General features: G+C 37.5%; 14 protein-coding genes and 3 pseudogenes. 2 read left to right on the forward strand and 15 right to left on the reverse strand.

The window, feature by feature from the left end:
* Positions 1-5: 5 nt before the first annotated feature.
* Together NYR60_RS04215 and NYR60_RS04220 are read right to left on the reverse strand one after the other, a co-directional pair.
* Positions 6-515, reverse strand: a complete 510-nt coding sequence (locus tag NYR60_RS04215; protein WP_279467887.1) for a TRAP transporter small permease — start codon at positions 513-515, stop codon at positions 6-8.
* A 20-nt stretch (positions 516-535) separates the two neighbouring features.
* The gene (locus tag NYR60_RS04220) at positions 536-1,555 is read right to left on the reverse strand and encodes a TRAP transporter substrate-binding protein (protein WP_279467888.1); all 1,020 of its coding nucleotides are present in this window, start codon (positions 1,553-1,555) and stop codon (positions 536-538) included.
* 354 nt (positions 1,556-1,909) lie between these two features.
* Between NYR60_RS04220 and msrA the strand changes: the two genes are divergently transcribed.
* Positions 1,910-2,416: a peptide-methionine (S)-S-oxide reductase MsrA gene (gene msrA, locus NYR60_RS04225; RefSeq protein WP_279467889.1), complete on the forward strand. Its 507-nt coding sequence runs from the start codon at positions 1,910-1,912 to the stop codon at positions 2,414-2,416.
* Between the two features lie 74 nt (positions 2,417-2,490).
* On the opposite strand, the gene NYR60_RS04230 is transcribed toward msrA, so the two are convergent.
* Genes NYR60_RS04230 through NYR60_RS04255 form a run of 6 tightly spaced genes read right to left on the reverse strand, consistent with a single transcriptional unit; the run spans position 2,491 to position 8,283 of the window.
* Positions 2,491-3,291 carry a glycosyltransferase family 2 protein gene (locus NYR60_RS04230; RefSeq protein WP_279467890.1) on the reverse strand — a complete coding sequence of 267 codons (801 nt, stop codon included), beginning with the start codon at positions 3,289-3,291 and terminating at the stop codon, positions 2,491-2,493.
* Entirely contained in the window at positions 3,291-4,172 is an 882-nt protein-coding gene (locus NYR60_RS04235) for a glycosyltransferase family 2 protein (protein WP_279467891.1), read from the reverse strand. The genes NYR60_RS04230 and NYR60_RS04235 overlap by 1 nt, the downstream gene beginning before the upstream one ends.
* Positions 4,165-5,364 carry a hypothetical protein gene (locus NYR60_RS04240; RefSeq protein ID WP_279467892.1) on the reverse strand — a complete coding sequence of 400 codons (1,200 nt, stop codon included), beginning with the start codon at positions 5,362-5,364 and terminating at the stop codon, positions 4,165-4,167. The genes NYR60_RS04235 and NYR60_RS04240 overlap by 8 nt, the downstream gene beginning before the upstream one ends.
* The gene (locus NYR60_RS04245) at positions 5,365-6,135 is read right to left on the reverse strand and encodes a glycosyltransferase family 25 protein (protein WP_279467893.1); all 771 of its coding nucleotides are present in this window, start codon (positions 6,133-6,135) and stop codon (positions 5,365-5,367) included.
* Entirely contained in the window at positions 6,132-7,340 is a 1,209-nt protein-coding gene (locus NYR60_RS04250; protein ID WP_279467894.1) for a lipopolysaccharide biosynthesis protein, read from the reverse strand. Before NYR60_RS04250 ends, NYR60_RS04245 begins: the two co-directional genes overlap by 4 nt.
* A complete protein-coding gene (locus tag NYR60_RS04255; protein WP_279467895.1) occupies positions 7,318-8,283 on the reverse strand; it encodes a polysaccharide pyruvyl transferase family protein in 966 nt (321 codons plus the stop codon). The genes NYR60_RS04250 and NYR60_RS04255 overlap by 23 nt, the downstream gene beginning before the upstream one ends.
* A 155-nt stretch (positions 8,284-8,438) precedes the next feature.
* Between NYR60_RS04255 and NYR60_RS04260 the strand changes: the two genes are divergently transcribed.
* Positions 8,439-9,179: a YdcF family protein gene (locus NYR60_RS04260; protein ID WP_279467896.1), complete on the forward strand. Its 741-nt coding sequence runs from the start codon at positions 8,439-8,441 to the stop codon at positions 9,177-9,179.
* Between the two features lie 53 nt (positions 9,180-9,232).
* On the opposite strand, the pseudogene priA reads toward NYR60_RS04260, so the two are convergent.
* The 7 genes and pseudogenes from priA to NYR60_RS04295 all read right to left on the reverse strand — a co-directional run bounded on the left by priA (position 9,233) and on the right by NYR60_RS04295 (position 15,963).
* Positions 9,233-11,430: pseudogene (gene priA / locus NYR60_RS04265) on the reverse strand (primosomal protein N').
* 85 nt (positions 11,431-11,515) lie between these two features.
* A pseudogene (locus NYR60_RS04270) lies at positions 11,516-11,822 on the reverse strand (nucleotidyltransferase family protein).
* Between the two features lie 6 nt (positions 11,823-11,828).
* Positions 11,829-12,248 (reverse strand): annotated as a pseudogene (locus tag NYR60_RS04275) (HI0074 family nucleotidyltransferase substrate-binding subunit); the annotation flags it as partial.
* A gap of 72 nt (positions 12,249-12,320) precedes the next feature.
* Positions 12,321-12,941, reverse strand: coding sequence for a LysE family translocator (locus NYR60_RS04280; RefSeq protein WP_279467897.1), 621 nt, complete (start codon positions 12,939-12,941; stop codon positions 12,321-12,323).
* Complete coding sequence (gene rarD, locus NYR60_RS04285) at positions 12,938-13,804, reverse strand: EamA family transporter RarD (protein ID WP_431831749.1); 867 nt, start codon at positions 13,802-13,804, stop codon at positions 12,938-12,940. Before rarD (NYR60_RS04285) ends, NYR60_RS04280 begins: the two co-directional genes overlap by 4 nt.
* Positions 13,805-14,698, reverse strand: a complete 894-nt coding sequence (gene rarD, locus NYR60_RS04290; RefSeq protein ID WP_279467900.1) for an EamA family transporter RarD — start codon at positions 14,696-14,698, stop codon at positions 13,805-13,807.
* A gap of 47 nt (positions 14,699-14,745) precedes the next feature.
* A complete protein-coding gene (locus NYR60_RS04295) occupies positions 14,746-15,963 on the reverse strand; it encodes a pyridoxal phosphate-dependent aminotransferase (RefSeq protein ID WP_279445091.1) in 1,218 nt (405 codons plus the stop codon).
* Positions 15,964-16,083 lie beyond the last annotated feature (120 nt).

Raw genomic sequence — 16,083 nt, forward strand, 5'->3', positions numbered from 1 at the left:
AACTCCTAATCCGAATCTGCTTCACTCATTAACGCTGCTTTGTGAATAGATTTAGGATCTCTAATCACATCAATAATGTTTAACAAAGCAATTAGAATAATTGCACTTGCCGTTATTAATCCGATTCCATAAACAACAGATAATGGTAAACCTGTTGCGGCAGCTTTTGCAGTAGAGGACTGAATTACCATTGCAAGGCTACCCTTAAATAAGATAGCCATTACGGTAATAACAATTAAACGTCCAACTACAAAAAGTAGCCATTTCAATTTTTCAGGGCAGTTTTTAATGAACGTATCCACACCTAAATGTGCATTTTCTTTCATTGCAACAATTGCACCAAGATAAATTACATAAACGAAAACATATCTTGAAACTTCTTCTGACCAAACTAACCCTGAGTTGAAAAAGAATCGAAGTATGACATTGAGGAATACAAGAGCAATCATTATTGCAAGCATTACTCCTAGTAATACTTGAATCCCATTGAATAATTTTTCAGTAAAATTTTTCATACTTCAAATCTCCACAATAATTATTGTGTATTTCTTACTTTCTCAACTAAGGCCTTAGCCCAGTCATATTTTTTATAAAGCTCGTCATAAAGCGGTTTCATTTTTTCTACTAATGCTTGTTTGTCAGCATCAGTTGGAACGACTACAGAGCCACCTTTTTCTTGTACGAGTTTTTTATCTGCATCAATGCTCGCTTGGTATAAATCCCAACTTTTCTCTGAAGTTGCTTTAGCAGCTTCATTGAAAATAGTTTTTTCTTCCTCAGATAAGCCATTCCAGAAATTTGAATTTGCTAAAAGTTCTAGTGAAGAAATCATATGGTTGGTTTCATAAATATTTTTATTCACAGAATAGAAACCTTGTTGAACAAAAGTGGATAATGGATTGTCTTGACCATCCACAACGCCTTGTTCAAGTGCGGTGAAAACTTCACCTAAGCCCATAATTGCCACATTTGCACCTAATAACTCTGCTACTTTTACGTGAATTGGGTTATTAGGCATACGCATTTTTTGGCCTTTAAATTGATCTGGAGAAGATAATGGTTTGCTTGATGAGAACACTCGTGCACCATTTGGCATCCATGCTAAGAATTTAATTGGTTGAGATTCTTCAAAACTTTTAGCAATCTCCGCACCCACTTCACCTTGGTAAACTTTACGAGCATGTGGGACATCTCTAAATAAGAAAGGGAAATCTGGAACTGACATTTTTGGTACTTCTGACCACATTACTGTACCTAATACAGACATATCAATGATACCTTGGCGTGTATAGTCAAAAGATTGTTTTTCATCACCTAACTGGCCAGAATCATAAATATCAATTTGATATTTACCTTTTGTTTTGCTTTCAATCATCGGTTTAAAAACTTCTTTTAACGCAATGGTTGATGGATGAGTAGTAGCGACAACAGAAGACACTTTAACTACTTTGGTTGCTTCACTCGATGAGTTATTAGCTCCTTTATCATCACAAGCAGCTAATGAGAATAAAACAGCACTTGCAAGTAAAGTTTTAAAAAACGTTCTTTTTTTCATGATAACTTCCTCTTAATAAGTAAAAGAAATTCTAGTATACAAGTATTTTATGGACATATTTTAATCTTATAAAAAGAAAAAAACTGAGAGAAAGATCACAAATTCTGAAAATATCTATATTTTTATGTTAATTTTGAAGCTTGTATAAAGAAACAAAAGAGATTAGAAATATTTCATTCTCTCTCCCCTAATCATTTATAGCTTTCTCTTTTCTCGGTTGAAATTAGCTAAAAGCATCTATAACATTAAGAGAAACTAACACCTTGTACTCTCAAATAAATCACTATATGCTATAAACACTTAATGCAAGCGGTCTAATTCCGCAAAATTTTTACCAAAATTGGGAGAAAACATATGGCGAATATTCGAGAAATTTATTTAGCAGGCGGGTGCTTTTGGGGGACGGAAGCCTTTATGCAACGTATTAATGGTGTGATTGATGCACAATCAGGTTATGCCAACGGTAATACTGAAAATCCGAGTTATCAAGAAGTGTGTGCTGGTAGCGGCCACGCTGAAGTGGTTAAAGTAACTTATGATGCAGACAAAATCAGCTTAGCAAAATTACTAGATTACTATTTTAAAGTGATTGATCCGGTGAGTGTAAATCAACAAGGTGAAGATAAAGGGATTCAATATCGTACCGGAATTTATTATGTTGATCCGCAAGATATTCCTGTTATCAATCAGGCTCTTGCCGATTTGCAAGCGCAATATGAGCAACCACTTGCGGTTGAAAATACAATGTTAGAACATTACTTCCCAGCGGAAGAATATCATCAAGACTATTTAGATAAGAATCCGAACGGCTATTGCCATATTGATTTACAATTAATGAACGAGATTCTACGTAATCAATAAAAAATCTGCACCTTAATCCGTTGGAGGTTTAGTCCAACTTTTGGGGTGCAGATAAATTTTGATACGCCTTTTTACTATTTCCGCATTAAACCATAAATCGCTTTGAGAGCTGCAAGCGGTAAAATTCTTGGTAAACCTCGCATTAAGAAAATAACAAACCCGGTTAACGGATCGTGAATTTTACATTCATTTTTTAGCTTCATTAAACGCCATTCGCTTTTGAAGTAATTCCAACCGTGTCGGCGGCTCACCATACCGTTTCCAACTCGAGCATACACTAACAAATCGGCTAAATTCGCCACATTATTGCCGTTTGCCACCATTTTTACCCAAAGGTTATAGTCTTCTTGTAGATCTTGATAACCGCCACACGCTTGAACTGCGGATTTTTTATAAGCAACCGTCATATGATTAAACGGGCAACGCAAGCGGGTAAATTTAACGATTTCATCCGCTTTAGTCGGTACATTTCGGTAAGCGACAATATCTTGAATATTTTGACCGAACTCGGCAATTTGTCCGCCAAAAATAATTGTATCCGGATTTTGTTCGATAAATGCCACTTGTTTTTCAAAACGTTCCGGTAAACAAATATCATCGGTATCCATACGGAACACCCATTCGTGCGAACAATAATTTAAACCGTCATTTAGCGTTTTACCTAAACCACGATTTTGCTCAAAACGAACGGCTTTAATCGGAAGTTGTTGCTCGTACTCCACCACAATCGCATCTAATTCCGGTGTAACTTTTCCGTCAAATAACACCACGATTTCATCTGCCGGTCGAGTTTGTGCTTTTAAGCTGTCAAAACATTCTCTTAAAAACTGAGGATTTTCTTTGATATACAAAGACATTAAAACAGAGAATTTCATTAAATAAACCTTTTCATATTAATTGCCAATTTTGGCGAAATAAATGTAACCATTGCAATAATCAAATGTTTTAAGCTATGGCTACGTTTGAACATTTGCAGATAATAACTTGCCGCTTTGCGAGAAAGATTCATCGCATAAGGATAAGCTAAAATATACAGCGAGTTCATTGCAAAATTTGCCGCTTGAGTATCCGTTTTCACATATTTTTGGCGAATCACTTCCAATGCCAACTCAGTATTGCTTGTATTGGTCGAAACGCTGGCACGTTTGGTATGAAAACCACAAATACTAAGCGGTTGATCGACAAATAAGGGCGAAAAATCCGGGTTAGATAGTGCTTTCAATACAAACTCATAATCTTCCAACGATTTTAAATCGGTCGCTAAACCGCCTAATTCAAAAAAGAATGATTTTTTAATACCCAACATCGGCATGCCGCCAATTTTATTGGCTAGCAATATCGCATCTAAATTCAATTTTTCTGGAGGAAGCGGTTTGGTAATATAGATAAATCCTTCATTAACCATCACACATTCCGCTGGATGATAAACAAAATTCGCTTGTGGGTGTTGAGCAATCTCCTGTGCAAGTACTGCACATTTTTGATCGGCAAAACGGTCATCGTCATCAAGGAATAATAACCATTCATAACTTGCATGTTCCGCCCCAACATTGCGGCTACCAGCAGCCCCTTTGTTCGGATTATTGCGGATTACTTTTACCGTAAAAGGATATTCTTGCGTTACCGTAACTGGCTGTTGAGAAAAATCATCAACAATAATCACTTCAAAATTTTGTTGCGTTTGTTTGGTCAAGCTCTCCAACAATGCCGGTATTTCTTGAGGACGATTGTAAGAAGGCACAATAATACTAAACATTTTTTGTCTCATTCTTGTTGTTAAAAAATACTTTAATTCGACCGCTTGTTCCAAACAAAGATAAGAACATTAATAAGACGAACATAATGCCCGGATAAGCATAAGTATCCGCCTTAATATTTAACACACTCAATAATGCCAATGTAGATAACGTAAATTTCCAACTGCCATTTAACCAGTTATCTGCGACACGTTTAACAAAATATGCGGTAAATATAAAACACACGAAAATATAGCCGACACCGCCATATAAGGCTTGGCGAATAAAGCCCGAATCCGAGCCGCCGTAATAACTACCGCCGTTTACATAATATTGACCATCTCCCATAATTAATTGCTTCACTTCCGGCATAAATAGATGCTTATTCATTAACGTATCGGTTGAAGAACTCAAACGATCGCCACCATTAATTAAGTTGATTACCGGTTCGAGGGCGTGTTCTACATAAGGGTGAGTCGGATAGTTATAGGCTAAAAACAGCACCACCGCAGCAAAAGCAATCATTGCCGTTAAATAATGGCGGCGGAAATAAAGCACCAAACTGACGATAGAAAATGTGAGGAAGGTACGTCCGGCAATCAGTCCGATAAACAGCAATAAGAAGACATAAACCGCATTTAGTTTTTCCGTTTTATGATGATATGCCAATAAAAAATGCAGTAACAGCATATAGAAAATACTTAATGGGAAAAATGCCGAAGAGGTTAAGTTATATAAACGATATTCTTGCTCCGAACCGATAAAGCGACTTAAATGTCCACGCATTTCGGCGTTAGTGTTTAATGCCAACTCAATAAATAAAGTAATGCCTAATAATGCTAAGAAACCAATCGTTGCCTGTACGCCAATCCCAATTTTCAGATCACGAATTAAATAAGATTTGCCTTGCTCGGTTTGATAAAACAGATTGTAAATCACAATACCAAAAATAAAAGCAATCAGTGATTTAACATACATACTGATGACACCCAATTCTCGTGTGCCGTTAATCAGAAGCGGAATCACCGATAAAGCGATTAATGCAATACAAACGATTAAACTATCGACCGGCACGACAAAATTTTTTTGGGTTTTGGTATACCATTTATAACCTAGCCATAATAACGATAAAAAGCCGGTTAATAAGCTCATTCGTACAATATGGAAAAACCACGGATCATAAATATAAAAAAGGTTAATCAATGATGTCATTTATAAATTTCTCTTAATTGCCAATAACTTTTTAAGTGGAAATTTTAATAATTTTTTTAGCATATTATTTTCAATTGAACCTCGTAAGGTTTCCAAATTACTGACTAAATTCGGATTTTCAATCGCCATCAACGGACGTACCACCAAGGTATCAATCGCAAATTTTTGTCCGAATAAAATATAATCATCTGCTAGCCAAAACGGTAAATTAGCCGTTTTTTGAGCTAGGAATTTACGAGCGGTCGATTTTTTAATTAAATAAGCAACCGTACCGGCAAAATAGTTTTTATACGGATAGGCATAACGATATTCAGTTTCACCAATTTTTTTCTGCATAACACGGAAGGTAGTCGGATAATTGATCTCTAATTCCTTATCATCAAAACTGAGAATTTTCGATTGACCGACCAGCACCATATCCGCACTCAGTTTCTCATTGAATAAAGCGGTCAAATTTTGCTGAAAATTTGCAGCAAATAGGCAATCGTCTTCACATACCAAGGTATAATCGTCTTCATTAATAGCATCATCATTAATAATTAATTCATACACGCCCAAATGACTCATCGTACAGCCGATTTCACCTTTAGTCACTTTACGTCCATAATGTTGCTCAAACTTTGCCATATCAAAACGCTGTGCAAGTTCACTCTGCTCAACATTCATTGTATTAATTGCGCTAAAGATCGAAAAGTCAGCCGTATCCGGTTGAGAAAAGAAAAGCTCTCTGCGTTGTACATCTTTATCGAGAGAGATAAGAAATTTTTTCATTTTGGTTCTGCCGTAGTTTGTATTACAGGGTATTTAAAATAGTAAATAATCGAAATAATCAGACGGGTTAAGCTACCGCCGATAAAGGCATAAGCTACACCATATAACTGATGATCACGTAATAAATAGAATAATCCGACAAAAACTGCTATTGATAGAATTTGACGTGTAAACAACAACACTTGTTTACCTAACAGCAACATATTTTGTGAGAGAATCCAAGAAAGTCCGGCTAAAATCGAATTGATAATAAACCAAATTAGTACATCCGCCACTTCGACATATTTACTACTAAAGAAAAAGCTAATAATCGGCTCGGCAAGTAAAGGTACTAACACAATTGCACCGACACTCATTAAAACGACAACCGCCAATACCGCTTTAATCCGGTTTAAATTATTTAATAACCCCGAATAGTAGTAATCCGCCAACATATTAATAAACTTAGTCATTAACGAATCAAAAGCAATACATACCGTATAAAGCCCAAGTACATAATTACCCATAAACGCCATAATTAAAAATTTATCCAAACTGGAGGTTGTTGCACCAAAAATTTGTAATAAATTTTGCTTACCCCAAGTTTTTAAGAAAAACGCGCGATCAATTTCAGCCACTTCATTTTCTTTTTTAAAGGACTTATCAATTTTAGCCAAATAAAATAAACAAGCGATAGCCTGAATCAGACTGAATAACGTTAAAAGGTAAAGGACAACTTCCAGTTCTTGATCACCAAATAACCAATAGGCTGAACCATAAATTGCGACTAATAAAATCGGCTGTTGTAAGGTCAGTAGCCGATAAACTTTCATCTTCGGATCAATTTTACTTTTCTCAAGCGTAATGGTCAGAATTGCAGTCAAAACAACATTGATAATGAACAACACATCAAAAGAAGTGAAATCAAACAGCAACATAGCCATATTGGCAACCACAACAGCTAATGCAAGAAACGCTACAAAATAACGCTTCCAATGCAAATATTGCTTATTACGCATTGAAAGTGCCATTGCAAAGCCCACACCGCCAGTTGCAATGGTAACGACATAAGAAACAGCGGTAATGAATAACTGATGAGAACCACGATCTTGTACGGAAAGCATATGTGCCAAAATAAAGGAACTTACCATCGTAAGTCCCATACTTAACACCGTTACCGTAATCAGTTTTACCAAGTTTTTACTAATTTTGATAGGTTTTGGCATAATCAATATCTTTTGTCCATTGCTTGTAATAACCTGTATTTTTTCCGTATGAGTTATCACAGACTTCGTTTGGCAGCCCTAATAAACACGAAAAAATATGCCCGTGTAAACGGCTGGTTACTACTGTATCATAACTGAGGAATACATCTTGGCAGCGACTAATCACATCTAAAGCATGCTGATACCACAAATCATTGATTTTATTTTTTACAAAGCCTAAATTGAATCGATTTGCCAATTTTGAAATACGGCTACACCATAACTCAAATTTCATATCGCTCGGTAATAAAATATCGTCCCAATCTTTCACATCATCTAAATTAGGTAATGTTGCCTGAATTTCTGCTTCAATATGACTTTTCTCTACATCTTTACGCAAGAAATACAACGTTTTACCCGAATGAGAAATGGCTTTCTTAGGCAAATGTCCATAAAGCTGATGAGCCATATCCGGAGAAAGCTGTACTTTATCGGAAAAATTCGCTTTCATCATTTCAAACGTCTTAATATCACGTGCAAATAAATGGCAATCTTGATGAGCAGCAAAAATAGCTGCTGATTTTTTCATTGCCTCTTCATTTGAAAAATGAGCGGTTTGCGGTAATAAAATGATGCGATTATTCGGAAATGCTTTGACCAAATCCTCTCGCATTTTTTGAATAGAAGGATAAATATCGCCAAAATTACCACCGCCATGACAAAGAATAGTGGAATTTGGCGTAACAAATTTCTTCGCTTCATTTACATCGAATCCTTGCAGACTGCGACGAAGGCGAATATTGAGATTATAATCTTTAAAAAACTGTTCCGTACCGGCATAGATCAATAAATCCCCTACATTTAAATGCAGAGGATAATCGAAATAAAGGACATCATTTTTATCTAAAATGAGTGTTTCAATTGTTTGTAATTGTTGTTTTAATGCTAAAAGTGTTTCGTTCATAAATAAAGCCTATTGAGTAAGACCGAGTTGCTTTGAAATGTGGCATTTTGACAGAGTAAACTACGGCAAGTTCCACTCAAAAACTTAATAAAAATAAAGTGTGCATTCTACCAATAAATCAAGCAAAATACGCAAAAATTTTTAGAGGCTTTCTTATGTTTTATCTAGGCAAAATTTTGACCGCTATCGTGCTTCCTCCCTTTAATATTGCCGTTATTTGGCTTTTTTCATTAGTTTGCTATTGGCTGAATTTCAAAAAAATTAGTTACGGATTAGCTTTTTTAGGTATCGGTTCACTTTATCTATTCAGCACGCCTTATGTTGCAACTAAATTAACCGATTCGCTAGTTACCAAAGATAATCTTACTTTAGATGATTATAAAAAAGCCCAAGCGATTGTGGTACTTGGCGGTGGTGTACGAGATAGTAAAGAAATCTACAATCAAATTACCGTAGGTAATCAGGCATTGGAACGTATGCGTTATGCCGCTTATTTACAAAAAGAAACTCAGTTACCCATGCTGATTACCGGCAGTAGTCCGAATGGCACATCTGAAGCGAAAACGATGGCAAACGAGTTTAGGTATTTCTTCAATGTACCGACTCAATGGCTGGAAGAAAAAGCCAAAACTACCAAAGAAAATGCTCAATTTTCACATGAAATATTAGCAAAAGACGGCATTAATAAGATTATCCTAGTCACAAATCAATGGCATATGAAACGAGCCAAAATGTTATTTGAAAAACAAGGTTTTGAAGTGCTTCCGGCAAGTATCGGACACGGTGTAACCCCTCAAGAATACATTAGTTTTACCTATTTCATACCACAATCCGGTGCAATGGACAGCATAATGCTTGCTTTAAAAGAATGGTTGGGGTATTGGAAGGAAAAATAGCATAAATTAAGCGGTCTAACTTTTGGGGGTCAGATCAAATCAGACCGCTTTTTTTAACCAATTTCTTGCGGATCAATATCTAAGGTTAAACGAATATTGTTTTGTAAACCTAAATTGGCTTTATCCAGATCAAATTGATCGATCAACTGTTGTAGTACGCCCCTTGAGCGATGTTGGATTAATAAAAGCCAGCGGTAATGCCCCGCTTTTTTTGCCATCGGTGCAGAAAAAGGCGGTAGAATTTGAATATCCTGTAAACCGAGTTCCGTGCTTTTTTGCTGGAAGTAAGCGGTCAAATTTTGCAAAAGATTTACTACTTGCTGATTGTCTTTACCGGTTGCTCGTAACAACACTTGCGCAGCAAACGGCGGCAAGCCCATCACTTTACGCATTTTTAACGCTTCTTGTGCAAATGCCAAATACCCTTGTTCTAACAAAGTCTTGAGCAACGGATGTTCCGGATAATGAGTTTGTAATACCACTTCGCCCTGCTTTTCCGCTCGTCCGGCACGTCCCGCCACTTGCACATAAAGCTGTGCCAAACGTTCTTCCGCACGGAAGTCGGTCGAAAACAGTGCCGAATCTACATTCACAATCGCCACTAACGTTACATTCGGAAAATGATGCCCTTTCGCTAACATTTGCGTGCCGATAAGAATTTGACTTTTACCTTCTCGGATATCGTTTAAGTGATTTTCCAATGCCCCTTTACGAGCGGTGGAATCTCGGTCGATACGACTAATTTGGTAAGTTGGGAACTGCTCACTTAACACTTGCTCCAACTGTTCCGTCCCCACTCCGATGGTAATCAGATTGGTTGAACCGCAATGTCCGCACTGGCGAGGGATCACTCGCTGTGAAGAACAGTGATGACAACGCAAGATTTTCTGCTTCTGGTGATAAGTGTAAGGCTTTTCACAAGCATCACATTCACACATCCAGCCACATTCGTGACAAAGTAAAACCGGTGCAAAGCCGCGGCGATTTAAAAACAACATTACCTGATTTCCTTGTTCCAAATGCTGTTTCATCATCGCTAATAAGCGGTCGGAAAGTCCGGCGGTAATACGCTGTGTTTTTAAATCAATCAGTTGTTGTTTCGACTGTTGGGCATTACCGGCACGGGCAGTTAAAGATAGTTCGATAAACTTGCCGTTTTGAGCATTTTGCACGCTTTCCAAACTCGGAGTTGCAGATCCTAGAATGATCGGAATATGTAAATTTTTTGCCCGTAAAATCGCCAGATCTCTCGCGTGATAACGCCAGCCGTCTTGTTGTTTGAAGGAACTATCATGCTCTTCATCAATAATGATTAAGCCCAATTTCTCAAACTGGCTAAACAATGCCGAACGAGTACCAATCACAATCGCACTTTCACCGTTTTTTGCTCGCAACCAAGCATTCAAGCGTTCGGTTTCATTCATATTCGAATGTAGTACATCAATTTCAACATTAAAACGCGCTTTAAATCGTTGTACCGTTTGCGGTGTCAGCCCAATTTCCGGCACTAACACCAACACTTGTTCGCCTCGCTTTAACACCTCTTCAATCACTTGCAGATACACTTCAGTTTTACCCGAACCAGTCACACCGTTTAATAAAAAGGTTTCAAAGCCGTTTTGTACCGTTAAACGGCTAACGACCAAGGTTTGCTGTTTATTTAATACCAGTCTATTCTGCAAGTTTACAAGCGGTCGATTTTGCAATTTTTTTTGCCAATGTTGCGGCTCAAACGGCACATTAACCGGTTCGATATAGTTTTTCTCCAATAGCCCTTTCCAAGCCGATTGACTACAAGCGGTCGGTTTTTCAAAAAATTTGCAATTTCTGCCAGTTCCGCCAGTAAATCTTGTTGTTTTTTTGCCCGTTTGTTCTCACCCGAGAGCAATGCCGCACGTCCGGCTTCGGTAACCGCAAAGTAATCTGGCTGCGCTCTCTCGGTGCTATCACCATTGCGCAATTTCACCGGCAAAGCATTGATCGCCACTTCACCGATAGGTGCGTGATAATAACGTGCTGCCCAACAAATTAGCATCCAAATTTCATCGTCAAAAATCGGTTCTAAATCCAATACTGCTTTAATCGGTTTGAGCTTATCTTCAGGCACATCGCTTATTTCAGGGAAATCCACCACCACGCCGATTTTCGTTTGATTACCGAAAGGCACTTCAACACGCACGCCTTTGACTGCCGACAAAAACGGCGGCAGTAAATAATCAAAATAACGATGTAACGGCACAGGTAATGCCACTCTAACTAACTTCGACATAACACTAAAAAATGAGAGAGAGCAATAGATTAAAATCTATCACTCTCGTAGGTTGCTAATGGGTTTATTAAATCACAACATAACGTTGCTGAATAATCTTTCTGAAACTTTCACTCGTGCTTGCCCAATCAACAATATCGACTTTCCAAACTAAATCCGATTCTGAAAAGGCTTCTCGCAAATGATCACTTTCCAAAAAAAGTTAGGGGGCTATCCGTACTAATGACAAGATCAAGATCGGAATATTTTTTAGCTGTGCCTTTTACTCGTGAAGCGAACGCCCATACCGCTAAATTCAGTACATATTTTTGTAGAATTTCTTTGACGATACGTAATTCTTCAGGCTGAATATCAAGGCTATAATCACTACTCATCTTGGTTCGCTGGCGTAATTGCTCAACTAAAAAGCGACTTTGCTCAAGAAAATCACTTATTCGGCTATAAACAGCATCCGCTTTTTGCTGATCATAAGTGTACGAAGTAATATTGCGTATATCTCGATACTCTGCCCACTTGCTCATATCATTTATCAGTCCTAAACGTAACGCTTCACGTAAAATATCTTTAAAACCGTATCCACCAACATCATCATTAATCGCTTCTTGTTGTAATTGGCGTTTCATCATTTTTAGACTGAGTTCATAAACAAATTCGAATTTCTGAATAGCACCGGCAATTAAAGTATCTTGAACAATCTATTTTTGTTGATTAAACCACGCTAAATCCGAAAGCTGTTTGATAGTTTCTTCTAATGAATAAAAGGCATCTTCCAATGCATCTAGCTTTAAACGCTCAACCATTAATTACCTCTCTTTAACCATTTATTCTGCCAAGACTTTACAAAAAAACTCAAATTTTTAACCGCTTATTATTTAGTGTACCAACCCAATATTAACAGCTAATAAGATAAAAATGACACCACAAATTTTATTCATTGTAGCACTTATTTGTTGGTTATTCCGCAGTAAATTTCCAAATGGAGAAGCTAAAAAGACTAGCACGATTACCCAAACTGTAGTGGTTGAAAGTGAGGTTAAGCCTAATAAGAAAAAGGGTAAAAAAGTATTTTCCACGTTTGAGGCAACGAACTGGGGCAATAACGCTAAAAAGAATAAAATCACTTTAGGATTCAATAAATTAGTCAGTAACCCTTGCCGATAAATTTGCCATAACGGTAATTTATCTAAATTTATTTGGTTGACTAAAAACGGTTCTCGCCACATTTTAATCCCTAACCAACATAAATATGCCGCACCGGCATATTTTAAAACAGAAAACAAAGTAGGAGAATGAGCAATAATTTGAGATAGCCCGACCGATACCTCCAAAATATGTACAAAGAATCCCGTCAAAATCCCAAATGAGGACATTAAACCGGCTTTTTTACCCTCGACAATCGTTCGAGTAAGGCTATAAATCGTATCAGAACCCGGTGTCAGATTCAGTAAGATACAAGCGGTCAAAAATCCCCAATAATTAACAATATCGTTCATCTGCGTGCTAACCTAAAATTATCAATCGTTAATAAAATTATCGCCAAAGCTAGACAAATCATTAACAGATAAGATTTGGAATCCAATACTTCACCGATCATAAACGAAATGCAAAGCATCACCAGCGGTTCCACATAACCGAGTAAACCAAGCACATTGACTGGTAATAAATTACTGGAGGCAATATATAAAATAAACGCCGCACCGTTGACTAAGCCGAACAGTGCCAAGAAATAATAGATATGCTGATTGTCAGCAAGAATCGGCTGCATATCGGTTTGAGCAATAAAATAACCGGCAAACGGCATCACTAACAGAAGCTCAACGAAAAAGGTGGCAAGCGTATTAATACCGAAATAGCGGCGTAGCGTAATGTACAGCGGATAACCAACACCGGCAACAATGGTCGCCCACGAAAACGAACCGGTCAGCCAAATATTGGAAACCACACCGATCACCGCAAAGCCAAGTGACAGCCATTTTAACAGGGTAAAATGTTCTTTAAACACAATTTTACCCAATGCTACCGCTACAATCGGCAGCAACAAATAACCGATCGAAACTTCAATCGCTTGTCCGTTATTCGGCGCCCATAAAAATAACCAAAGCTGAATGCCGGTATTCAAAGCAAGCAATAACAGCACCAAGACAAGCAGTGGATTTTGCTTGATTTTTTGCCAAAGCTGCTGAAATTTCGCCGTTTGTTTAAACAGTAAAATCGCCAATAAAATAAAGGGCGCTAGCACCACAATACGGAAGCCAAACATACTTTCGCCATTGAGCGGACGTAATAAGATCGCAAAGTAATAGCCCAAGCCAAATAAGAAGTTGGCGCTCATACAGCATAAGATGCCCTTTAACATTTAATTCTCCGCGATCACTTTTTTACGCTGTTTTCGGATACTGAAAAGACCGTCTAAAATTAAGAAAAATACTGCGATCACCAAACAAGTCATCAAAAAATAGGAATTAGGATCCAATCGCTCACCGATTAAAAATGAAATAATCATCATAAATGTCGGCTCTAAATAACCTAATAAGCCAAGCACATTAAACGGCAATATGGTGCTGGCTAACGTATAAGAAAATAACGCAGAACCACTTACTACGCCTAAAATCGCAATAAAGTAGTAAATATTCGGGTTTTGTGCATAAATAAAATCCATATCGGTATTCCAAATAAAATACAGCGAAATTGGAATCAGGAACATAATTTCAAAGATAAAACTATAAATATTACTTAGCTGGAATTTCCGACGGATATGGAAATAAATAGGATAACCAACAAAAACAAAAACGCCTTCCCAAGAAATACCACCGGCAAAAATGACGCTATTTAACACACCTAATGTTGCAAAAATAATCGCCAGCCATTTAACACGGGATAAACTTTCTTTATAAACCAAACGTCCGAAAGCCACCATGACGATCGGCATCAGCAAATAACCCATTGAAACTTCTAAGGCTTTACCACTGTTTGGTGCCCACAAGAAAAGCCACATTTGTGAGCCGACAATCGCTGAAGTGATTAAGATAACGAAAATTAAATAAGGTTGTTGTTTCAAACGCTTTGCAAACGCAAAAAACTCATATTGTTTCTTTAATACAAAAATGGCTAAAAACAAAAATGGTAAGGTAACAACCATACGAATGCCGAATAAACTTTCTCCGGAAAGCGGACGTAATAAAGTGGCGAGATAATACATGCCACCGAATAATGCAGAAGCAGAAAGTGAATAAATAATACCGAGTTGCATATAGACACATAAAAGTAATCTGCCCCGTGGATGGGGCAGAGAAAAGATTAAGATTGTTTATAAGTTTTTAAGAAGTTTGCAAGACGTCCCAGCGCTTCTTCAATTTGGTGCGTATAAGGCAAGGTTACGACACGGAAATGATCTGGTTTATGCCAGTTAAAGCCAGAGCCTTGTACGAGTAACACTCTTTCCGCTTGTAATAAATCATAAATAAATTTCGCATCATCTTTAATGCCGTACATTTCCGTATCAATTTTCGGGAACATATAAAGTGCACCTTTTGCTTTTACGCACGAAATCCCTGGAATCTGTACTAATAACTCATACATTTTATTACGCTGTTCAAGTAAGCGTCCGCCCGGTAACACAAATTCATCGATACTTTGATAACCGCCTAATGCCGTTTGAATAGCGTGTTGCATCGGTGTTGTTGCACATAAACGCATAGAAACCAACATATCCAAGCCTTCAATAAACCCTTTCGCTTGATTTTTCGGCCCGCTTAACACCATCCAACCTTGACGGAAACCGGCAACACGATAGGCTTTCGATAAACCGTTATAAGTTACACATAATAAATCCGGTGCAAGTGCGGCAATATGATGGTGTACTGCACCGTCATAAATAATTTTCTCGTAGATTTCGTCTGCAAAAATCATCAAATTATGTTGACGAGCAATTTCTGCGATCTCAAGTAACATCGAACGGCTATAAACCGCACCGGTCGGGTTATTCGGATTAATAATTAAAATACCTTTGGTGCGAGGCGTAATTTTAGCTTTAATATCTTCAATATCAGGCATCCACTCATTATCTTCATCGCAAAGATAATGCACCGCTTTACCACCGGCAAGTGTGGTTGCTGCTGTCCAAAGCGGATAATCCGGCATTGGAATTAACATTTCATCACCATCATTTAGTAATGCTTGCATTGACATTGTGATTAATTCTGATACACCGTTACCGATATAGACGTCATTCACATCAACACTACGAATCCCTTTTGACTGATAATATTGCACAATCGCTTTACGTGCGGAATATAAACCTTTTGAATCGCAATAGCCTTGTGATTTCGGCAGATTACGAATCACATCGACAACAATTTCATCCGGTGCTTCAAAACCAAACGGGGCGGGGTTACCGATATTCAATTTTAAAATTTTGTTACCCTCTTCTTCTAAACGAAGAGCTTCTTTATGAATTGCGCCACGAATATCGTAACGAACGTTTGCAAGTTTGTCTGATTTAGGGAAACGTTCCATGCTGTTTGTCCTGTTTGTTGTTTTAAATAAAATTGTTATTGATATAGAAAATTGTTCAACTTTACTCTGATTCGGTAGGAATTTAAAGAGGAAATGAGCTAAAATAATGACCTTTTTTCA

This window comes from Actinobacillus genomosp. 2, from assembly GCF_029773605.1.
Taxonomy (GTDB): domain Bacteria; phylum Pseudomonadota; class Gammaproteobacteria; order Enterobacterales; family Pasteurellaceae; genus Actinobacillus.